We start from the raw sequence: 21,725 nt of genomic DNA, 5'->3' as shown, positions 1-21,725 counted from the left end.
GGTTAATGTCCTAGCAGGGCTAAGGGTCCTTACGGTTAAATCCTCTCAAAACTGGGAAAGCTGATAGAGATACTCTACTGGCGGTAGACTCTAATGTTTTGGGGGATTGGGATAATGAAACAGATTCTATTGATTACTGACGGCTGCTCCAATGTCGGTGTCAGCCCGGTCATAGCGGCTGCGCAGGCCTATGCCGAAGGCATTACGGTTAACGTTGTCGGCGTTGTCGATCAGGGGGATCTCGGTGAATTCGGTTCGGCTGAGATAGAAGAGATTGCCAGGGCGGGGGGCGGGTTAAGCCGGCTGGCCCAAACCAGGCAGCTTTCGCAAACGGTGCAGATGCTTACCCGCAAGACCGTGGTACAGACAATTCAGCAGGCGGTGCAGCGGGAGCTGAGGCAGGTGCTCGGCACGTCGTCGATTGAATCGCTCCCGCCGGAGAAGCGGGGCGAAGTCGTTCGTGTCATCGATGAGCTCGGCGAAACGAGCAAGCTGCGCGTTGCGCTGCTGATCGATGCGAGCGCGAGTATGAAGCCGAAGCTGCAGGCAGTGGAGGAAGCGATTCGCGATTTGGCTCTCAGCTTGCAGGCGAGACAGGGAAGCAGCGAAATCTCGGTGTTCCACTTTCCGGGATCGGCGTACGGTGAAGACTGCAAGCTCGACCTCGACTGGACTCCGAACGTTAACGGAGCGGCGTCTCTATTCCCCAGACTGCAGATGCGGGGGACGACTCCCACGGGGCCGGCGCTGATGCATGTCATTGATTTTTACCGAAAAGCCGATTATGGTAATAGGATGAATGATGAAACGGACGGGATGATGAGTGACTACGTCGTTTGAGTGGAGCCTTCCGCGCGGCACCGTTGTCCGCGGCAAATGGAAGCAGGGGAGCTACCGTGTAGAACGGTCTCTTGGCGAAGGAGCCAATGGCAAGGTGTTTCTCGTCGAGCGGCAGCGAAATTGGTATGCGCTGAAAATCGGCGCGGACGCGGTTGATATGCAATCCGAGGTAAACGTGCTGCAGGCCATATTCCGACAGAAGCAGGGACGGGGCGGCGAGCCTTTCCTCATTGACGTCGACGATTTGCATGCGGCGGACGGGAAAGACTACCCGTTCTATGTCATGAAATATATTAGGGGAGTAACACTCGCTGATTACTTGTCGCGTCAGGGCGCCGAGTGGTTTCCGGTCGTCGGCTACAGCTTGCTTGGTAAATTGGCCGAACTCCATGAAGCGGGATGGGCATTCGGCGATTTGAAGGTGGAAAATGTGCTGGTGGCCGATTACGGCCGGACCGAACTCGTCGATTTTGGCGGCGTTACGGCTTTTGGCAAAGGCGTGCGGCAATTCACCGAAATATATGACCGCGGCTATTGGAACGCGGGGAGCCGTACGGCGGATGCGGGCTATGACCTGTTCTCGTTCGCCGTTCTTTGCGTGCAGGTGCATGAGAGCAAACGACTATCTCAGCTGACCGGCGCGCTGCTGCCCCAAAATCGCGTGCCTGAGGAGCTGCTCAAGCTTGCCTACGCGAATCCGGCGCTGAAACCGTTAAGCGGCTGGCTGCGCAAAGCCGCTTTGGGTGAATTCATCAGTGCCCGCGAAGCAGCGTCCGCCTGGCAGCAATGCATGCACCGGCAGGGAGCCGTCCGCTCTTCCGCTCCGGCGCCGCGCTGGATGAAAGGACTGTTCGTTGCTTCGGCGGCACTGCTCGCCACTACGATTTATTGGCTTCTGCGCGCCGGACAGTGACGAGTGTTATAGCGAGGAGATGAAGCTTATGGATGAATGGTTAGATGAAATGGCGGAGCTCGCGGCCCGTGAGGGTTTATGGACCCCAGGCGATACGATTATTGCAGCCGTTTCCGGCGGTCCGGATTCGACGGCGCTGCTGCATATCCTTCATCGATTGGCCTCGGCCGAACGCTTAACGATTGTAGCGGCCCATGTCGACCACGGATTTCGCGGCGAGGAATCGGCAAGCGAGGCGGAATCGGTGCGGCGGCTTGCCGCCGGCCTTGGAATTGACTGCGAATCCACTTTCATCGATATGCCTGCATATATAGAAGAAACAAAAATGAACGCACAGGCCGCAGCGCGCAAGAAACGGTATTCGTTCCTTCACGAAACGGCTGTCAAATACGGCGCTTCCCGCATAGCGCTGGCCCACCATGCGGACGATCAGGCCGAAACCGTGCTCATGCGGATTCTGCGGGGGACGAGCCCGGGAGGGCTTGCCGGCATCCCGATTAAGCGGACAGAAAAAAACGTGGAACTTATTCGGCCGTTGTTGCGTAAGAACAAGGCAGACATCCTCCGCTATTGCGAGCAATGGGGGCTCTCCTACAGTTATGACAGCAGCAACGGGAAAAGGACTTATTTTCGAAACGTCGTCCGCCTGGATGTACTGCCATATCTGGCGAATTTCAATCCGCATGTGTCCGAAGCGCTCGTCCGGCTCTCCGAGCTTGCGACCGCGGAAGACGACTGGATGGAACGGGAGACGAAAGCGGTATTTGGGCGCCACATCATGCTTGAGCGCGAAGGATGCCAAATGACCCGCAAAGCGCTGCTTGACCTGCATGTCGCTTTACAAAGGAGATTGATTAAACTAATATTAAACTGTGTTGGAATGGAAACGGAAACCATCTCATTTGACAGTGTGGAGACGATTCGACAAGCGGCTACGGAGAGCGCTGCCGGGGCGTGGAGCATGGATGTGGGAAGCGGTGTCCGGTTCGTGCGAGAATACGACAAACTGCGGTTTATCCGTGTGGAGAAGGCGGCTGACACTGCGCTCTCACCGGGCGGTTATGCATATGTCGTCGGGAAAGACGTTTCACGCCTGGAATTGCCCGAAGCGGGTGCGACGCTCACGTTCGAGGAACTGACGCCGCCGTTCGAAGGCAAGCCGGCAAGCAGAAGGGAAGCCTTGTTCGATGCGGATCTGCTGGAATGGCCGCTCACCGTACGCAATCGACGCCCGGGCGACCGAATGCAGGTGCTGGGTTTAAACGGCACCAAAAAAGTACAAGATATGTTCGTTGACGACAGAATCGCACCATCTCTTCGCGGGGTGCTGCCGCTTCTGGTCGACGCCAAAGAGTCCCTGCTGTGGATTCCCGGCGTAAGAAGATCCCGCCTTGCCCAAGTGGACGCGTCAACAAACCGTGTTTTACGAGTTAGGGCGGAGTTTGCACAGACGGACGATTTTGTACCCGAATAAGATGCACTGATCCATTCATAGTATAGGTAAAAAAGTAGGAGGGCCCGGCATTGCTGAATGACATTCAGGAAATATTGTATGATGCAGATCAGATTCAGCAGAAAGTAAGCGAGCTTGGCCAAGCGATAAGCCGGGATTTCGAAGGACGTAACCCGCTCGTGATTTGCGTCTTGAAGGGCGCGTTTATTTTTATGTCCGATCTGGTCAAAACAATAACAATCCCGCTCGAAATCGACTTCATGGCGGTGTCCAGCTATGGACAATCCACCAAGACGTCAGGTGTCGTCAAAATCATCAAGGATCTCGATGCACCTGTGCAGGGACGCGAGATTCTGATTGTCGAAGACATTATCGACAGCGGGCTCACGCTCAGTTATTTGATTGATGTCCTTGAACGGCGCAATGCCAAATCCGTCACGCTCGTTACGCTGTTCGATAAACCGGCGGGCCGCAAGGTGGAATTGGAAGCCGATTATAAGGGGTTTGTCCTGCCGGATGCGTTTGTCGTCGGCTACGGGCTCGATTATGCGGAGAAATACCGCAATTTGCCGTTGATCGGCATTTTGAAGCCCGAAATTTATGAGAAGTAGCCGTCACTCGCAGCAGGCAGCGGTCCGAACCGATGAGATTCACCGTACATGTCCTCCCGTGACCGATCCGGTTTGTGGCGGTAAACATGCTATGGTAAAATATTTTAAGCGTCTTGAGAGGAGGTAGGGGATGAATCGGATCATCCGGAACACTGGATTTTATTTGATTATTTTTTTAGTGACCGTCGGGATTTTCCAATTTATCAGCAACCAGAACGATACCACCGTTGAAATTCGATACGACCAATTAAGACAAGAGCTCAAAGACAACAATGTAGCCAGTCTTAAGCTTCAATTTGACGGTTATTCCTATTTGGTCACTGGTAAATATAAAGTAAAGCCGGAAAAGGCGGAGTCAGACCAGTTTTACACCCACTCCAATGTAGAAGAATTTGCGGTTAAAGAAATTTACGATGCCCAGACGAAGAACGGGTTTGAGTTGGTCGTAAAACCGACTGAAGGCCCAAGCATCTGGCTTACGTTCTTAACGTCGATCATCCCTTTCGTGATAATCTTTATACTGTTCTTCTTCCTTATCAACCAAGCGCAGGGCGGCGGCGGCAAAGTGATGAACTTTGGCAAGAGCCGGGCGCGCTTGTACAATGAGGAGAAGAAACGGGTCACATTTGAAGATGTGGCCGGGGCCGACGAGGAGAAGCAGGAGCTTGTGGAAGTCGTGGAATTCCTCAAGGACCCGCGTAAATTCGCGGCGGTCGGGGCGCGCATTCCGAAAGGCGTCTTGCTTGTGGGCCCTCCGGGTACCGGTAAAACGCTGCTTGCCCGCGCTGTTGCGGGTGAAGCGGGCGTACCGTTCTTCAGCATATCCGGTTCCGATTTCGTCGAAATGTTCGTCGGTGTCGGCGCCTCCCGTGTTCGCGATTTGTTCGAGAACGCGAAGAAAAACGCCCCTTGTATCATCTTCATTGACGAGATCGACGCTGTCGGCCGTCAACGGGGAGCAGGGCTTGGCGGCGGGCACGATGAGCGTGAACAAACGCTTAATCAGCTGCTCGTCGAGATGGATGGCTTCGGCGCCAACGAAGGTATCATCATCGTAGCAGCGACGAACCGTCCTGATATTCTTGATCCCGCGCTTCTGCGCCCGGGACGTTTCGACCGTCAAATAACGGTAGACCGTCCGGATGTTAAAGGCCGCGAAGCGGTGCTTAAGGTGCATGCCCGTAACAAGCCCCTTGCGAAGGACGTCAAGCTCGATGTCATTGCAAAGAGGACGACAGGCTTCACCGGCGCAGATCTGGAGAACCTGCTTAATGAAGCCGCGCTTTTGGCGGCACGCCGAAATAAGAAGGATATCGCGATGGTTGAGGTTGATGAAGCGATTGACCGTGTTATTGTCGGTACGGAGAAACGCAGCCGCGTAATCAGCGACCGTGAGAAGCGGATCGTCGCTTATCACGAAGCGGGTCATACAATCGTAGGTTATTTCCTCGAACACGCCGATATGGTGCATAAGGTAACGATTATCCCGCGCGGCCGGGCCGGCGGATACGTCATCATGCTGCCTAAAGACGGCGATCGTATGCTGACGACCAAGCAGGAGCTGCTTGATAAAGTTACCGGGCTGCTCGGTGGCCGCGTGGCCGAAGAAATATTTATCGGCGAAATCGGCACCGGCGCATACAGCGACTTCAAGCAGGCGACCAGCATTGTTCGCAGCATGATCATGGAATACGGGATGAGCGAAAAGCTCGGACCAATGCAGTTCGGCAGCTCGCAGGGCCAAGTATTCTTAGGCCGCGATATCGGACACGAGCAGAATTACTCCGATGCGATTGCTTATGAAATCGATCAAGAAATGCAAAGCTTCATCAATGACTGCTACACCCGTGCGAAAAACCTGCTTAACGAGAAGAGCAAGGAAGTGCATCTGATCGCGCAAACACTGCTTACCGAAGAGACGCTTGAGCTCGAACAGATTAAGCGCCTCATCGAAACCGGTACGATTGACGGCAGCGGCGACGGCGGATCTAATGATTCGAATGGAGAGCCGAAAGCCGAACCAATTATCGACACGATCGGCGGCGTCAAGGTCCGCATTCAGACTAAGGAATCGGGCGACATCGTTCCCCCTGCAGATCCGGATGGCGGAGACGACACGAATAAGGGTTAGCGTATTTCATAATAGGCTGTCCGAGCGAAATTGCTCGGGCAGCCTTTTTCCTCATAAAAGCGTTTTAACAGGAGGTCGTGTAAGCTTTGACGACGTTAAGCGTTCCATGCAGCACTTTCTTTCCTAAGAACGGTCAAATCGGCTCCATTTGTCGGTTGACAGCATCCCGTTCACTTGTGTAAATTAAGTGTTAAACAATCGAAATTGTAGCCGACGGATTGTGTGCGGGGGCACTTCATAAATAAGGCATGTCTGGGATTGTGCATCTGTTCACAAAGTCAGCGAAAAGAGGAGATCATAACCATGGAAGCATTGGCTCTCGAGCGCAAAGCGGAACAAAACCGTGAGCTGCGGGAACGTTTAATGCAGCTTAAGAAAGAGCGTAACGCAATTATTTTAGCGCATTATTATCAGCGTGATGAGATACAGGAAGTGGCGGATTTCCGCGGGGACTCGTTTCTGCTCGCACAGAAAGCCGCTCAGACCGACGCAGACGTCATTGTATTCTGCGGCGTACATTTTATGGGGGAAAGCGCCAAAATTTTGGCTCCGAATAAAACGGTAATCATTCCCGACGAACGTGCCGGCTGTCCGATGGCAGATATGGTCAACGTCGATGGTCTTCGCAAGCTTAAAGCGCAGCATCCCAATGCGAAGGTTGTCACCTACATTAATTCCTCGGCCGAAATTAAAGCGGAGACCGACATCTGCTGTACATCTGCCAATGCCGTGCGTGTAGTTAATTCGGTGGAATCGGATGAAGTGATTTGGGTGCCGGATAAAAATCTCGGTCACTACGTGCAGCAGCACACCGATAAAAAAATGATAATCTGGGAAGGTTACTGCAACACGCACGACATGCTCACCGTCAAAGATGTAGAAGAGATGAGAGCGAAGTATCCGAATGCGCAGTTCGTTGTGCATCCCGAGTGCCGCCCGGAAGTGGTGGAGCTCGGCGATTTTGTCGGCAGCACAACGGCCATCATCAAATACTGCAAGGAGTCAGACTGTAAGGAGTTTATCGTGGGGACGGAAGATGGTACAGGCTATCAGCTGCGTCTTGACAGCCCGGATAAAACGTTCCATTTTGCAACCAAATATCTGGTTTGCCCGAACATGAAAGTGAACAACTTGAAGAAGCTTGTTAAATGCCTGGAGACGATGCAGCCGCAGATTTACGTTCCGGAGCATGTTGCAGATCAGGCTCGTTTATCCTTGGAGCGGATGCTGCAGGTGAAATAGCATCTGCTGCCCAGAAAGGAAACTCATACGAATGGTTCCACGATATTTAGTTGATGCTTCACTGGAAGATCTGCCTGTTATAGATAAAGATGTCATCGTCATTGGGGCCGGCATAGCCGGCCTTTTTACCGCGATTAAAGCGAGCGCTGCCAATGAAGTGCTCATGATAACGAAAAAATCGCTGCTTGACAGCAACACCCGTTATGCGCAGGGCGGAATTGCCGCTGTTATTTCCGAGGACGATTCCCCTGCATATCATCGCCAGGACACGCTGATCGCCGGTGCAGGGTTATGCTCGCATGAAGCGGTTGAAGTATTGGTACACGAGGGTCCGAAGGGCGTTCGTGATTTGGTGCGCATGGGAACACAATTCGATCAGGAGAACGGGGAGTTCGCACTGACGAAGGAGGGTGCGCACAGCCAGCGGCGCATTTTACATGCGAACGGAGATGCGACAGGGTTCGAGATTGTCCGCGCTCTTTCGGAGAAAGCCGTTGAAAACCCGCGAATCGAAGTTTGGGATGACCATTTTGTTATCGATCTGATAACGGAGAATGGCGAGTGCATCGGCGCCCTTGTGCAGAAGCCGGACGGCCAACGTTTGTTTGTGCGGGGAAAAGCGACTATTCTGTGTTCAGGCGGTGCCGGACAGCTTTACCGGTATACAACGAACCCTGATGTGGCCACCGGGGACGGTATCGCGATGGCATACAGGGCGGGTGCCTACATACAGGATGTAGAATTCATACAGTTTCATCCGACGTCGCTTTGTTACCCGGGAGCGCCGCGGTTTCTTATTTCCGAGGCCGTGCGGGGAGAAGGCGCAGTTCTGCGGAACATCAGAGGCGAGCGCTTTATGGAAAGGTATCATGAGCAGCTCGAGCTTGCACCCCGGGACATTGTCGCCCGTGCGATCGTCAGTGAAATGGAAGCGACTAAATCAACGTTTGTGTATATTGACGTAACGCATGAGTCGGCGGAAATGGTGAAGCACCGTTTCCCGAACATTTATGAGTTTTGCTTGAATTTCGGACTTGATTTAACCACGGATTGGATTCCGGTTGCTCCTGCAGCACATTATATGATGGGTGGAGTCAAAACCGATCTGAGCGGCGAAACGAACATCGCGCGTCTGTTTGCTTGCGGCGAGTGCTCGTCCACCGGCGTGCACGGAGCAAATCGCCTGGCGAGCAACTCATTGTCCGAAGCGATCGTATTCGGACGGCGGATCGTCGAACGAATTAATTCGCTGAAGCCGCTGCAGAAGCAAGGATTGGCACGGCTGGAGTCGCTGGAACGAAGTGGAGCCCCGATGCAGGCGGTTGTGGAGAAACGGTTGAAGCTGCAGAAAATTATGGTGCGCTATGCCGGGCTGCGCCGCGATGGCAATGGTTTAAAGAAAGGGCTGGAAGAATTACGCCGACAGCTGCCGATTTTTCAGTCTGTGCTTACCAAGCGCGAGGAGTACGAGTTTGCCAACCTGCTCACATGCGCAATACTGACAAGCGAGGCTGCATTGACGCGAGAGGAAAGCCGCGGCGCGCATTACCGTGAAGATTTTCCGGAACGGGATGACCTGTTGTGGCGCAAGCACGCGATGCTGCATCGGGAATATGGCGTAACAGAGGAGCGGATAGACGATGTATGAAGCAACATTCGCAGTCGGCGGCGGAAGCGTAGAAACGCTGCGCGAGCAAATCCGGCTGTGGCTGGCCGAAGACGTCGGCAAGGGCGATGTTACGAGCTGGTCGACCATTCCAGCAGGCAGCAAATCGAAGGCTGTCATTCATGTCAAAGAGAACGGTATCCTGGCTGGCATGCCGATTGCGCGTCTTGTCTTTGAAGTGGTTGACCCTTCGCTTACTTTCCGGGCGCTGGCGGCCGACGGGGACAAGGTTGAGAAGGGAACCGTGCTGGCTGAGGTGGAAGGCAGCACTCACAGCTTGCTCACCGGCGAACGCCTGGCCCTTAATTTACTGCAGCGGTTGTCTGGAATTGCAACCAAAACCCGCGCCTTCGTCGATGCGCTTGGCGGACTTCCGGTCAGGCTTGTCGATACACGCAAAACAACGCCTGGTCATCGGCTTTTGGAGAAATACGCTGTACGCGTTGGCGGAGGTTCCAATCACCGGTTCGGGCTGTATGATGCGGTGATGATCAAAGATAATCATATTAAAGGCTCAGGGGGCATCACGCAGGCCGTTCAAGCCGCCCGTAGGCAAATTCCGCATACGATGAAGATCGAGGTGGAAACCGAATCGCTTGAACAGGTAGAAGAAGCTCTTGCGTGCGGGACGGATATCATTATGCTTGATAACATGATATATGAACGGATGAAGGAAGCGGTACAGCGTATCAGATCGCAAGCGCCTCATGTTATTATAGAAGCATCGGGAGGCGTGCGGCTGGATACGGTACAAGCCGTTGCAGAATGCGGCGTAGATGTGATCTCCGTAGGGGAACTGACATATTCGTTCCATTCGCTGGACATAAGCCTCGATTTAAACGGGAAGAAAGGAGGACCGGAAGCGTGATTCTAGTCGTTGATGTCGGCAATACCAATATCGTGCTTGGCATATATAAAGGCGAGAAGCTGCTCCATCATTGGCGGCTTAGCACGAACCGGTCCGCCACGGTAGACGAGTACGGCATTATGATCCATAACTTGTTCCATTTGGCCGGAGCAACGCTCGATCAGATGGATGGGGTCATTATTTCCTCAGTTGTTCCACCGCTTATGCGGACGCTTGAGCAGCTGTGTGCGAAATATTTGCGCAAGGTGCCGCTCATTGTCGGGCCGGGCGTTAAGACCGGCTTAAACATCCGGTATGAGAACCCTCGCGAGGTGGGTGCCGACCGGATTGTCAACTCGGTTGCGGGGATCGAGAAATACGGGACACCGCTGATCGTGGTTGATTTTGGAACAGCGACGACCTTCGATTATATCGATGCTGGAGGCAACTATCTCGGCGGCGCTATCGTCCCGGGTATCGGTATTTCCACCGAGGCTCTATACCAGCGGGCGGCCAAGCTGCCGCGTATTGAGCTGGTTAAGCCCAAGAGCGTAATCGGGCGGAACCCGGTGACATCGATGCAGGCGGGTATTATTTTCGGCTATGCCGGACAGGTTGACGGTATTGTAAGACGAATACGTTCAGAGTTCAATGTCACGCCGCGCGTTATCGCGACAGGCGGGCTCGCCGAGCTCATCTCTGCGGAATCCGAGACCATTGAAGAGGTCGACCCGCTGCTTACCTTAGAAGGTTTGCGCATTATTTATGAGCGAAACCAGGAACACTAAGTTTAAATGAAGTGAGACCAACGAAGCATGGCTAAAAGCTCGGTATATGCTTACGAAGTAAGCTTTTAGCTCGCAAGGAAGCGACTCAACGAAGCATGGCTAAAAGCTCGGTATATGCTTACGAAGTAAGCTTTTAGCTCGCAAGGAAGCGACTCAACGAAGTATCGCTAAAAGCTCGGTCTATGCTTACGAAGTAAGCTTTTAGCTCGCAATGAAGCGACTCAACGAAGTATCGCTAAAAGCTCAGTCTATGCTTACGAAGTAAGCTTTTAGCTCGCAATGAAGCGACTCAACGAAGTATCGCTAAAAGCTCAGCTTACGAAGTAAGCTTTTAGCTCGCAATGAAGCGACTCAACGAAGTATCGCTAAAAGCTCAGCTTACGAAGTAAGCTTTTAGCTCGCAATGAAGCGACTCAACGAAGTATCGCTAAAAGCTCAGTCTATGCTTACGAAGTAAGCTTTTAGCTCGCAATGAAGCGACTCAACGAAGTATCGCTAAAAGCTCAGTCTATGCTTACGAAGTAAGCTTTTAGCTCGCAATGAAGCGACTCAACGAAGTATCGCTAAAAGCTCTTGGGAGGGAAATAAAGTTGCAGCATGATAAAACGAATGATTATTTAATTCGAGGCACAGCGTGGGGCGGGAAGCTGCGCGTCTTCGGAGTACGCACGACTGATCTTATTGAAGAGCTTCGCAGGCGCCATGGCACGCTTCCCACAGCCACCGCTGCACTGGGCAGAACGGCAACGGCGGGAGCTATGATGGGCGCCATGCTTAAAGGCGAGGAGAAGCTGACGATCCAGGTGAAAGGCGACGGTCCGGTAGGGCAAATAGTCGTCGACGCGAATGCGCATGGAGAGGTGCGCGGTTATGCGGATAATCCCGAGGTTCAGCTTCCAAGCAATGCTTTGGGAAAGCTTGACGTAGCGGGTGCGGTTGGCCGGAACGGCCATATCCACATCATTAAGGATCTCGGGTTGAAAGAACCTTACCGCGGGAGTACTCCCATCGTATCGGGTGAGTTGGCAGAGGATTTTACGTATTATTTTGCCACGTCGGAGCAAACCCCATCCGTTGTCGGATTGAGTGTCCTCGTGGATGAATATGGAAAAGTAATGACTGCCGGCGGGTTTATCGTTCAACTGCTGCCGGGAGTAAGCGAAGAAGAGATTACCCGCCTCGAACAGGCGATCACAATACTGCCTCCTATCTCGGCGCTGCTCGATCAAGGGGAAACACCTGAAGGACTGCTTCGCTGGGTAGTCGGCGACGATTTACAGCTGCTTGATACGCTGGATATCGTGTTTGCTTGCAAATGCTCGCGCGAACGGGTGGAGCGTACGCTCATAAGTATGGGGGAGCAAGAGTTGAAGCAGTTAATTCAAGAAGACGGAAGAGCTGAAATCGTGTGCCATTTCTGCAACGAGACTTATGAATTTGACCGTCCGCAGCTGGAGATGCTGCTCGATCAGGCGAAGCCGCAAAAACCGATTCAATAAATCGGAGGCCAAGCGACAATGAAGAAAGACCAGGTGTTGAAGAGCATCATGCTGCTTCAAGCCGTATGTATGATCGTTCTTGCAGCAGTCGTCGTCACTCGCGTGATTAGTGCCCCGAACCAAGGGGTACCGCAAGGTGATGATAAGGATGAAATGAAAGAACCTGCTGCGGCAGTGGACCGGCTTGCAGCCACGGTTGGAAGCGTGCGGATTACAGATGCGGAATTAATCGGACAACTGCGCAGCCAGTATGGGAGTTCGGTACTGAGAACCTTGATGGTACGCGCTGCTATACGGCTGGAAGCGCATGCCGATAATTTGACTGCCTCGGCACAGGAAATCGATGAAGAGCTGGCAGTGGTAATAGCCGGTTACGATAGTGAGCAGCAGTACTACGCTTCTATGAAAGAGCAGCTTGGCTTAACGCCTGAGACGATACGTGAAGATACCAAATACAAGCTGCTGCTTGAGAAAATCGCGATTCGGTCGGTTCAGGTATCCGAGGACGAAGTGGATTCCTTTATTGATGAGAATAAGGAGCAGCTTATGCCGCGTACCCAATACCGGCTAGCCTGGATTGTGACCGACAACAAGAAGGACGCCGAAGAGCTGCTGCGCAAGCTGGAGCGCGGAGAAGATTTTGCGCTTATGGCCAAAACCTATTCGAAGGATCGGGACAGTGCGGACAGCGGCGGAGATCTGGGTCTGATCGACGAGAACGACCCCTTTATAAGTAATGAGATTCTTTCTGAGGCTGCCAACCTTGAAATCGGTGAAACAACCGGACCAATCCCTGTGGATGGTGGTCAGGCCATTATCCGTCTTCTGGAAACGCATACGACCGGGAAGACGGACGAGAGGCTCATGCGCGAGAATGCCCGCAAACAAGTGGCGTTGTCCAAAGCCAGCCCGCTTAATACGCTCGAAGATAATCTGCTGGCCAAGTACAATGCCAGTATCAAATAGGACTAAGCTTGAAAATGGAAATACGTGCAAGACGCCGCGGCGAAAGACAAACTGACTATTGACAACGGCTGGTTACCATTGATAAGATGAAAGAAAAACCAACTGAATTAGTCGGAATAAGGAGGAGCTCTTTTATCATGGCTAAAATTGTGCAGAATGTAACCGAACTTATTGGTGATACACCGCTCGTCCGTTTAAATCGTTTGGTGCCGGAAGACAGCGCGGAAATCTACGTTAAGCTTGAGTACCAAAATCCGGGCGCGAGCGTTAAAGACCGGATTGCTATCAGCATGATCGAAGTAGCCGAGCAGGAAGGCCTGATCAAGCCGGGCGACACTATCGTTGAGCCAACGAGCGGCAATACGGGAATCGGCCTCGCAATGGTAGCGGCTGCCAAGGGCTACAAAGCAATTCTGGTTATGCCTGAAACGATGAGCCTGGAGCGCCGCAATCTCCTTCGCGCTTATGGTGCGGAGATCGTCTTGACACCGGGTTCCGAAGGAATGAACGGTTCTGTACGCCGCGCGGAAGAAATTCAGAAGGAAAACCCTTCCTACTTTATGCCGCAGCAGTTTAAAAACCAGGCGAATGTGAAAATTCACCGCGAAACGACCGGTCCGGAAATCGTGGAAGCGATTAACTCGCTTGACGGCAAGCTGGATGCGTTCATTTCAGGTATTGGTACAGGCGGTACGATCTCCGGTGCAGGGGAAGTATTAAAGAAGAATTTTCCGAACATTAAAATTTATGCTGTGGAGCCGGCTGCTTCGCCGCTGCTTTCCGGCGGCAGCCCGGGACCGCACAAAATTCAAGGCATCGGCGCTAACTTCATTCCGGAGATTCTGAACCGTGAAATTTACGACGGCGTCATTACAATCGAGAACGACGAAGCGTTCGAATATGCCCGGCGTGCGGCGAAAGAAGAAGGCATCCTATGCGGCATTTCGTCCGGTGCAGCTATTTACGCCGCGTTGAAAGTGGCGAAGGAACTTGGCAAAGGCAAGCGCGTAGTCGCTGTTGTGCCTTCTAACGGCGAACGTTACCTCTCTACACCGCTGTTCAACTTCGAGAACTAACAGAGGCTTACAGGCCGATTATGGAATGGACTCCCATGTAATGTGGGGGTCCATTTATTTTTTCAATAACTAACGCCAGACGCGGGTAAAATAACGGATAAAATCTTTTCTTTTCCCTCCTTATTCGGTATACTAGCTTCCAACAGAACGAGCGGACGATTTTCGCCCTTACTCGACATTTCAGAAAAGCGGAGGGCTGGATATGACGATGACAGCCTTTACACAATGGCAGGAATGGCAGAGGGAGCAGCAATTTACTACCCTTCCTCTGCTGCTCAGAATGCCGTTGTCAGACGGCGAAGACAGACCCGCATCCTGGGAGAAGGCTTGGGAGACGGCATCCCCTAATGCTTTTGTGCTGGAGAGCGGCAAGAACGGCCGATACACCTACCTGGGGCTCTCGCCGGTGTCACTTATTCGCGGAAAAGGGGATCTGGCGGTAACAACCGATTGCCGGAACGGGAATGTTAACGAATATCGGTCCAAGCCGTTGGATGCGGTCCGTTTATGGATGAGCGGCTTTAAGGCCCCGTGGCTGCCCGAAGGTCCCAAATGGACGGGCGGCTGCATCGGTTTCTGGAGCTACGACGTCGTTCGCTCGATTGAGCGGATTCCGGAGTTTGCAGCGGACGATCTCGGTTTACCTGATTATCTGTTTATGCGAATGGACGAGCTGTGGATTGTAGACCATCACGAACAAGCGCTTTATTGCGCTGTGCACAGCCAAGTAACAGGCGAAGAATCGAGCGGGCGGCTGCTGCAATTATACAATGCCGCCATTGAACGGGCACAGGCAATGTCGCAGCTGTGGGCCGAGCTCACAGCGACCGAGTCAGTTGGGCGGATTTCCGGGGAGCGCAGCGCGGTGAAGCTGAAGCAAGCGCGGGTCGAACTGATGGAGAAGGGATCGCTTCATATCGATGTCGAAGCGGTGACCGGCAAAACTTCTCCGTTTTCCAAGGAAGGTTTCATGGAAGCCGTTGAACGCATTCGTGCCTATATCGCGCAGGGAGACGTGTTTCAGGTAAATCTATCGCTTCGCCAGAGCAGGGAAACGACGACGTCCCCGGAAGAGCTTTATGAGTGGCTCCGATTGCTCAACCCATCTCCATATATGGGATTTCTGCGCTCTCCCGACTTCCAGCTCGTATCGGCATCGCCGGAGCTGTTGGTCGAGCTGCGGCGCGGGCAGCTCGCGGCGAGACCGATCGCGGGCACTCGCAGACGCGGGCGCACCGAAGAGGAAGACCAGGCTATGGCCGACGAACTGATCGGCAATGAGAAAGAGCGGGCGGAACATATTATGCTCGTCGATTTGGAGCGTAATGATCTCGGACGCATTTCGGCCTATGGTTCGGTCCATGTCAAAGAGCTGATGGTTATAGAATATTACAGCCATGTCATGCATCTGGTTTCACAAGTGGAGGGGACCCTCGCTGCAGGGAAAGATGCTTATGACGTAATCGCGGCAACTTTCCCGGGTGGTACCATCACAGGCGCTCCCAAAATCCGGACTATGGAAATCATCGAAGAGGTGGAACCGGTGCGCCGCGGACCTTATACCGGATCGCTCGGATGGATTGACTATAACGGCGATATGGAATTTAATATTATTATAAGGACAATGACGGTTAAAGACGGTGTCGTCCATATACAAGCAGGTGCGGGGATCGTCATCGACTCCGATCCGGAACGTGAATACCATGAGTCGCTGAATAAGGCCAAGGCGCTTTGGAAAGCGATCCAATACAGCGAGCAATGGGCTCGCGCCCAACCTATAAGGGGGTAACGCAAATGGTTTTGGTCATCGATAACTACGACTCTTTTACGTATAATTTGGTTCAATATCTCGGAGAGCTGGGCGAGGAAATCGTTGTGAAGCGGAATGATGAAATCGATCTTGAGGGCATCGCGGAGCTTGCTCCGGACCACATCCTGATCTCCCCCGGGCCGTGCAGCCCGAACGAAGCTGGAATTAGCCTTGCGCTAATCGAGCGGTTCAAGGGTGTTATTCCCATATTCGGCGTCTGCCTCGGTCACCAGTCGATCGGACAAGCGTTCGGCGGCGATGTCGTGCGTGCAGAGAAGCTGATGCATGGCAAGACCTCCGAAATCTTTCATGATGAAAAATCAGTCTTTGCGGGGGTCCCGTCACCGTTCACGGCAACGCGCTACCATTCGCTTATCGTAAAACGTGAGACACTGCCGGATTGCCTTGAGGTTAGCGCACAAACGGCCGATGGCGAAATTATGGGACTGCGGCACAAGGAATATCCGATAGAGGGCGTGCAGTTTCATCCCGAATCGATCATAACCGAGAACGGGCTGACCCTTCTTCGCAATTTTCTGGGCATGCGGGCAGGCGCTGCACGATGAACGTTGGCTGGAACGGAACCGTCCGGCCAGCGGAAGAAGCCGTGATCTCGGTATTCGATCACGGTTTTTTGTATGGAATGGGCCTATTTGAAACTTTTCGCACATACGAAGGCCGACCGCACTTACTGGAGCGTCATTTGAAGCGTCTTTCAGATGGCTGCCGCTCACTCGGAATCGTTTACGATGCAGATGCGAATGCGGTGCGGAAGTGGCTGTCTGATCTGATGGAAGCGAATGACCTGAATGACGCGTACGTACGTCTTACTGTCACGGCGGGCGTCGGTGAGCTTGGGCTTCCTTCGAGCGACTACACGAAGCCGGATTCGCTGCTGCTGGTCAAGCCCCTGCCGTCCCCCCCTGCCCGGTTGTACACCGAGGGACGCGAGCTGGTGCTGCTAAAGACCCGGCGCAATACGCCGGAGGGCGAAATCCGGCTGAAATCGCTGCATTATATGAATAATATCATTGCGAAGCGCGAGCTGTTGGAGCTTGCCGCCGCGCCCGGTGCCGAAGGGCTGATGCTGACCCGCGAAGGCTGGCTGGCCGAAGGCATCGTCAGCAATGTATTTTTTGCCCGGGAAGGAACAATATATACCCCATCCGTTGCAACCGGCATTTTGCCTGGGGTAACGCGTGCGCGTATCATTGAACTTGCGCAGGCAGCCGGAATAGAAGTACAGGAAGGTCTGTATACCTGGAATGACCTGATTACGGCGGAGGAAGTATGGGTAACCAATTCCATACAGGAGCTGGTACCGGTAACGACGCTTCGCAATCTCGAGGGAAATAAGTTAGCCGTTGGCGGCGGGACCGCCGGCCCGGTGTCTAAGAAGCTGTTAGCAGCTTACCGTGAGGAAGCGGTATTCGGGCGCGATGTCTAGTGCATAATGGACTTGCCAGGAAAGGGATGAACACAATGCAGCAGCAGTCAACCGGAAGAGGCGGGCAATGGCCCTATATCAGGTCATACGAGCTTGACGAGGGCGTTCGTCTTGAACTAGGCCGGCGTACACTCATTATGGGAATACTGAATATGACCCCGGACTCCTTCTCGGACGGCGGCCGCTATAACGATATCGATGCTGCGATCAAATACGCCCGTAAAATGGTACAAGACGGTGCAGATATCATTGACGTGGGCGGAGAATCTACCCGCCCCGGGAGCGATCCGGTTACCTTGGAGGAGGAGCTTCGCCGTGTGCTTCCGGTTATTACGGCACTGCGGGAAGAACTGCCTCGCGTGCCTGTATCGATCGATACTTACAAAGCCGAGACCGCACTTCAAGCGCTTGAAGCCGGCGCGCATATTATCAACGATGTCTGGGGATTCAAAGCCGATCCCCGAATTGCCTCGATTGCCGCGGAATATGGCTGTCCCGTTATTCTCAGTCACAACCGGCATACGCTTGATTATGCCGACTTAGTGCCGGATGTGATAGCCGATTTGAACGTCAGCATCGGAATCGCCCGATCGGCAGGCGTCGCCGAACCGAATATCTGGCTTGATCCAGGCATTGGTTTTGCCAAAGATTACAACAATAACCTGGAGTTGCTTGGCCGGTTGGATGAACTCACATCGCTTGGTTTTCCGGTTCTATTAGGTACATCGCGCAAAAAGTTTATACGCGAAACACTGCGGTTGTCTGCTGATGAGGTCGCCTTCGGAACGGCCGCAACAATCACTATGGGAATCGCTCAAGGCTGTCAGATCGTTCGCGTGCACGATGTCATCGACATGAAGCGGAACGCGTTGATGGCGGATGCAATCGTATACCGGGGGCAGCCCATCTCTTAAACAATCTGAGAGTATAAAATTTCTTGCTGCTTTCTGGCATCGGAGCACGGTCGGCGAGAGTCGGTCAATGTTACACATGAAGAAGCAAGCGGGTAAGGGGGAGCATGGAATGGATCGGATGACACTGAAAGGGATGCGTTTTTTCGGATTTCATGGCGTTTTTCCGGAAGAAAACAAACTGGGCCAGCAATATTATGTCGATATCGAGCTGAAGCTTGACCTCTCACAAGCGGCGCAAACAGATGATCTCGAGCACACGGTTAACTATGCAGAGATTCATGCCCTTGTGAAATTCATTGTCGAAGGACCGCCTTTTAAATTAATTGAAGCTTTAGCGGGTCACATTGCATCAAGGCTGCTCGAAGCTTATACTAATGTAAATGAAGTGACGGTTCGTGTGACGAAACCTCACCCGCCTTTTGATATTCATTTCGAGGGTGTAACCGTTGAACTTTGCAGAAAGCGGGATTGATATGGATAACAACAGCCCGCTAAACGATAAATCCGCAAGCGTGCGAGCAACCGATTCTGCTTCGAATCGGCAGGCATCGGCCGCGGACAGCAAGAAATCATGTGCTGAATCCCGCGGCTTTGAGGCATATATCGCACTTGGCTCAAACGTCGGCGACCGCGAACGGCTGATTACCGAGGCGCTGCTAATGCTTCAAGCGCATCCGGCCATCGAAGTGCTGCGTGTATCCGGAATTTATGAGACCGAACCGGTCGGTTATACCCAGCAGCCGGCTTTTCTTAATATGACAGCTGCGGTCTGTACGTCTCTTGAGCCTCTTGCGCTGCTGCGGGCGATGCTCAGCATAGAGAAACAGCTTGGCAGGACGCGGGATATCAGATGGGGTCCGCGGACAATCGATCTCGATTTGCTGCTGATGGAAGACGTTGCAATGGAGGCGGGCGAACTGAATCTGCCCCACCCGAGAATGATGGAGAGGGCATTTGTGCTGGTACCGCTGCGCGATATACTTGAAAGCGGTCATCCGCTCAAGGAGCAAGTCGATCAAGCGGCAGCCCTGGCGTTAGAGGATGGAGGGGAAGGCATCAAGTTATGGAATATGATCAAATGGCACAACGAGTCCGCGCATTCCGAAAATTGAAAGGATTCACTCAGCAGGAGCTTGCAGAGCGGCTCAAGGTATCGGTGGCAGTTCTCGGTTCGTTGGAGCGGGGAACGCGAAAGCCCGACCCGAAGCTGCTTGAACGCATTTCGGAAACGCTCGGTATCAGCTACAACGAACTCACGGCTGACAACACCGGTTATAAGTAAAATAGGGTACATCAGAAGGGAGTGGGAGCGGCATGCTCAAAATCGGTAACATCAAGATGAAAAATAAAGTCGTGCTTGCGCCGATGGCAGGCGTGTGCAATCCGGCTTTTCGACTGATTGCAAAGGAATTCGGCTGCGGGCTAGTCTGCGCCGAAATGGTAAGCGACAAAGCGATCCTGCATGGGAATAAGCGGACGCTTGATATGCTGTTCGTTGACGAGCGGGAGAAGCCGCTCAGCCTGCAAATATTCGGCGGTGACAGGGAATCGCTCGTAGAGGCGGCGAAAATCGTCGATACACAGACAAATGCCGACATTATCGACATCAATATGGGGTGTCCGGTACCTAAAATTACAAAATGCGACGCAGGTGCCAGGTGGCTGCTCGACCCGGATAAAATCTATGAGATGGTATCGGCTGTCGTGGATGCCGTCAATAAACCGGTAACCGTCAAAATGCGTATCGGCTGGGACAGCGAGCATATCTACGCGGTGCAGAATGCACAGGCCGTCGAGCGTGCGGGCGGTAAAGCAGTAAGCGTTCACGGCCGGACCAGAGAGCAGTTGTATACCGGCAAGGCGAATTGGGATATTATAAAGGATGTTAAACAAGCGGTAACGATTCCCGTTATTGGAAACGGGGACGTATTTACTCCCGAGGATGCGAAACGGCTGCTCGACCATACCGGCTGCGACGGCGTCATGATCGGACGCGGAGCGCTAGGCAATCCGTGGATGCTGTACCGGACGATTCATTATTTGACCGAGGGCGAGCTGCTTGCAGACCCGACACCGAGGGAGAAGATGGAAATCGCCATTGTTCATATGGATCGCCTCGTCAAGCTGAAGGGCGAATCCGTCGCCGTACGCGAGATGCGCAAGCATCTGGCCTGGTACTTGAAGGGGCTGCCTGGTGCCGCAAGGGTGAAAGACGTCATCATGGAAGAGACGAGCAGGGATAAGATGGCGCAAATTCTTTCAGGATATATTGAATCGCTGGGAGCCGAAAGCGAGAAACCGGCTGCTTCTGGTTCTGCCCAGACTGACGAGGTCGTATATCATTAACTCGTGAAAGCCCAAGGGTTGATCGAAGCCTTCGGTATAGTCTGATAAAGCGTTTTCAGCATACATTCGTGCTTTCGTTGACATTCGGGGTAAATTTGCAATATAATTTTTCAATAATCAGATTCGTTGGTAATTGATCGGATTGTCCGCCTGGTATAATGAACTGACAAACTTGACCCCTGCGCGGTGTCATCAAGGGTATGAAGCGTAATATATTAGGTAACGGTGAATTCATACACGGTATGAAAAAATGTCACACGACAGGAGAATCAGTAACATGAGCGATAAAGAGATCATTCTGACTCAGGACGGACTTAAGAAGCTGGAAGAAGAGCTTGAGAATTTAAAGTCGGTCAAGCGTCGTGAAGTAGCTGAACGGATCAAAATCGCAATCGGTTACGGCGATATCAGCGAGAACTCCGAATATGAGGATGCCAAGAACGAGCAGGCATTTATCGAGGGACGGATCATCACCCTTGAGAAAATGCTTCGCAATGCGCGGATCATCAACAACGACGATATCAACATCGATACGGTGAGCATCGGTTCGACCGTTACCGTTGAAGATATGGAGTTTGGCGATACGATGGAATATGCGATTGTCGGAACGGCCGAATCGGATCCGCTGCACAACAAAATTTCAAACGAAAGCCCGGTTGGCAAAGCGATTCTCGGTAAAAATAAAGGGACGATCGTAGAAGTTAACGTTCCGGCCGGCATTATTCAATATAAAATTGTCGACATCAAAAAATAACTGGCATGCCTTTTTGGAAAAGCTTCCTCCGGAAGCTTTTTTCAAAAGATGAGGAAGTATGGTGTCACGCTATACTTTCTTCTTTTTCACCGATGCTTTTGGGATAACAAGGAGATGAATGCAATTGGAGCATCAAACGCAAGAACAGGAACTTAGCGAGCTGCTGCAGATTCGCAGAGACAAGCTGGATCAGCTTCGCGGGTTAGGAATAGACCCGTTCGGCGGTAAATTCGAGAGAACTCATAACGCCAAAGAGATTTTGGATGCTTATGATAATGTGAGCAAGGAAGAGCTGGAGACGCAAGGCGTGGAGGTTAGCCTGGCTGGCCGCATCATGCAGAAGCGGGGCATGGGCAAAGCCGGATTTGCTCACATTCAGGATTTAAGCGGCAAAATCCAGATTTATGCGCGCAAAGACACCG

General features: G+C 52.7%; 22 protein-coding genes (1 of these 22 cut by a window edge). All 22 read left to right on the top strand.

Annotation, left to right across the window (positions count from 1 at the left end; translation table 11 throughout):
• Positions 1-114 precede the first annotated feature (114 nt).
• Positions 115-840, top strand: coding sequence for a vWA domain-containing protein (locus KZ483_RS00920; protein ID WP_220350940.1), 726 nt, complete (start codon positions 115-117; stop codon positions 838-840).
• Entirely contained in the window at positions 824-1,753 is a 930-nt protein-coding gene (locus tag KZ483_RS00915) for a serine/threonine protein kinase (RefSeq protein ID WP_220350939.1), read from the top strand. Before KZ483_RS00920 ends, KZ483_RS00915 begins: the two co-directional genes overlap by 17 nt.
• A gap of 28 nt (positions 1,754-1,781) precedes the next feature.
• A complete protein-coding gene (tilS, locus tag KZ483_RS00910; protein ID WP_258881488.1) occupies positions 1,782-3,227 on the top strand; it encodes a tRNA lysidine(34) synthetase TilS in 1,446 nt (481 codons plus the stop codon).
• A gap of 50 nt (positions 3,228-3,277) precedes the next feature.
• Positions 3,278-3,817, top strand: coding sequence for a hypoxanthine phosphoribosyltransferase (hpt, locus tag KZ483_RS00905; RefSeq protein WP_220350937.1), 540 nt, complete (start codon positions 3,278-3,280; stop codon positions 3,815-3,817).
• A gap of 130 nt (positions 3,818-3,947) precedes the next feature.
• On the top strand, positions 3,948-5,948 hold the full coding sequence (ftsH, locus tag KZ483_RS00900) for an ATP-dependent zinc metalloprotease FtsH (RefSeq protein WP_220350936.1): 2,001 nt from the start codon (positions 3,948-3,950) through the stop codon (positions 5,946-5,948).
• A gap of 303 nt (positions 5,949-6,251) precedes the next feature.
• A complete protein-coding gene (nadA, locus tag KZ483_RS00895) occupies positions 6,252-7,190 on the top strand; it encodes a quinolinate synthase NadA (RefSeq protein WP_220350935.1) in 939 nt (312 codons plus the stop codon).
• Positions 7,191-7,221: 31 nt separating this feature from the next.
• Positions 7,222-8,838 (top strand): L-aspartate oxidase, encoded by a 1,617-nt coding sequence (nadB, locus tag KZ483_RS00890; protein ID WP_220350934.1) that lies wholly within the window; start codon positions 7,222-7,224, stop codon positions 8,836-8,838.
• Entirely contained in the window at positions 8,831-9,724 is an 894-nt protein-coding gene (gene nadC / locus KZ483_RS00885; protein WP_220350933.1) for a carboxylating nicotinate-nucleotide diphosphorylase, read from the top strand. Before nadB ends, nadC begins: the two co-directional genes overlap by 8 nt.
• Positions 9,721-10,491, top strand: a complete 771-nt coding sequence (locus KZ483_RS00880) for a type III pantothenate kinase (protein ID WP_220350932.1) — start codon at positions 9,721-9,723, stop codon at positions 10,489-10,491. The genes nadC and KZ483_RS00880 overlap by 4 nt, the downstream gene beginning before the upstream one ends.
• 590 nt (positions 10,492-11,081) lie before the next feature.
• Positions 11,082-11,990, top strand: coding sequence for an Hsp33 family molecular chaperone HslO (gene hslO / locus KZ483_RS00875; protein WP_397376140.1), 909 nt, complete (start codon positions 11,082-11,084; stop codon positions 11,988-11,990).
• Positions 11,991-12,008: 18 nt separating this feature from the next.
• Positions 12,009-12,956, top strand: a complete 948-nt coding sequence (locus tag KZ483_RS00870) for a peptidylprolyl isomerase (RefSeq protein ID WP_220350930.1) — start codon at positions 12,009-12,011, stop codon at positions 12,954-12,956.
• A 137-nt stretch (positions 12,957-13,093) separates the two neighbouring features.
• Positions 13,094-14,032, top strand: coding sequence for a cysteine synthase A (gene cysK, locus KZ483_RS00865; RefSeq protein WP_220350929.1), 939 nt, complete (start codon positions 13,094-13,096; stop codon positions 14,030-14,032).
• A gap of 202 nt (positions 14,033-14,234) precedes the next feature.
• Positions 14,235-15,821, top strand: a complete 1,587-nt coding sequence (locus tag KZ483_RS00860) for an anthranilate synthase component I family protein (RefSeq protein ID WP_220350928.1) — start codon at positions 14,235-14,237, stop codon at positions 15,819-15,821.
• Between the two features lie 5 nt (positions 15,822-15,826).
• Complete coding sequence (pabA, locus tag KZ483_RS00855; RefSeq protein ID WP_220350927.1) at positions 15,827-16,408, top strand: aminodeoxychorismate/anthranilate synthase component II; 582 nt, start codon at positions 15,827-15,829, stop codon at positions 16,406-16,408.
• Complete coding sequence (pabC, locus tag KZ483_RS00850) at positions 16,405-17,289, top strand: aminodeoxychorismate lyase (RefSeq protein ID WP_220350926.1); 885 nt, start codon at positions 16,405-16,407, stop codon at positions 17,287-17,289. The genes pabA and pabC overlap by 4 nt, the downstream gene beginning before the upstream one ends.
• 35 nt (positions 17,290-17,324) lie before the next feature.
• Positions 17,325-18,203, top strand: a complete 879-nt coding sequence (gene folP, locus KZ483_RS00845) for a dihydropteroate synthase (RefSeq protein ID WP_220353185.1) — start codon at positions 17,325-17,327, stop codon at positions 18,201-18,203.
• 109 nt (positions 18,204-18,312) lie between these two features.
• A complete protein-coding gene (gene folB / locus KZ483_RS00840) occupies positions 18,313-18,675 on the top strand; it encodes a dihydroneopterin aldolase (protein WP_220353184.1) in 363 nt (120 codons plus the stop codon).
• A complete protein-coding gene (gene folK, locus KZ483_RS00835; RefSeq protein ID WP_258881487.1) occupies positions 18,650-19,315 on the top strand; it encodes a 2-amino-4-hydroxy-6-hydroxymethyldihydropteridine diphosphokinase in 666 nt (221 codons plus the stop codon). The genes folB and folK overlap by 26 nt, the downstream gene beginning before the upstream one ends.
• On the top strand, positions 19,267-19,485 hold the full coding sequence (locus KZ483_RS00830; RefSeq protein WP_220350925.1) for a helix-turn-helix domain-containing protein: 219 nt from the start codon (positions 19,267-19,269) through the stop codon (positions 19,483-19,485). Before folK ends, KZ483_RS00830 begins: the two co-directional genes overlap by 49 nt.
• A 32-nt stretch (positions 19,486-19,517) precedes the next feature.
• The gene (dusB, locus tag KZ483_RS00825; RefSeq protein WP_220350924.1) at positions 19,518-20,549 is read left to right on the top strand and encodes a tRNA dihydrouridine synthase DusB; all 1,032 of its coding nucleotides are present in this window, start codon (positions 19,518-19,520) and stop codon (positions 20,547-20,549) included.
• Between the two features lie 277 nt (positions 20,550-20,826).
• A complete protein-coding gene (greA, locus tag KZ483_RS00820) occupies positions 20,827-21,303 on the top strand; it encodes a transcription elongation factor GreA (protein WP_220350923.1) in 477 nt (158 codons plus the stop codon).
• A 124-nt stretch (positions 21,304-21,427) separates the two neighbouring features.
• Positions 21,428-21,725 carry the 5' end (the start) of a lysine--tRNA ligase gene (lysS, locus tag KZ483_RS00815; protein WP_397376139.1) on the top strand. 1,208 nt of this gene lie beyond the right edge of the window, so the window shows 298 of its 1,506 coding nt (coding positions 1-298); its start codon is at positions 21,428-21,430; its stop codon lies off the right edge, out of view.

The sequence above is a fragment of the Paenibacillus sp. sptzw28 genome (genome assembly GCF_019550795.1).
Lineage (GTDB): Bacteria > Bacillota > Bacilli > Paenibacillales > Paenibacillaceae > Paenibacillus_Z.
The sequence above is the reverse complement of the archived record's forward strand: the minus strand, read 5'-3'. Positions and strand labels throughout refer to the sequence as shown.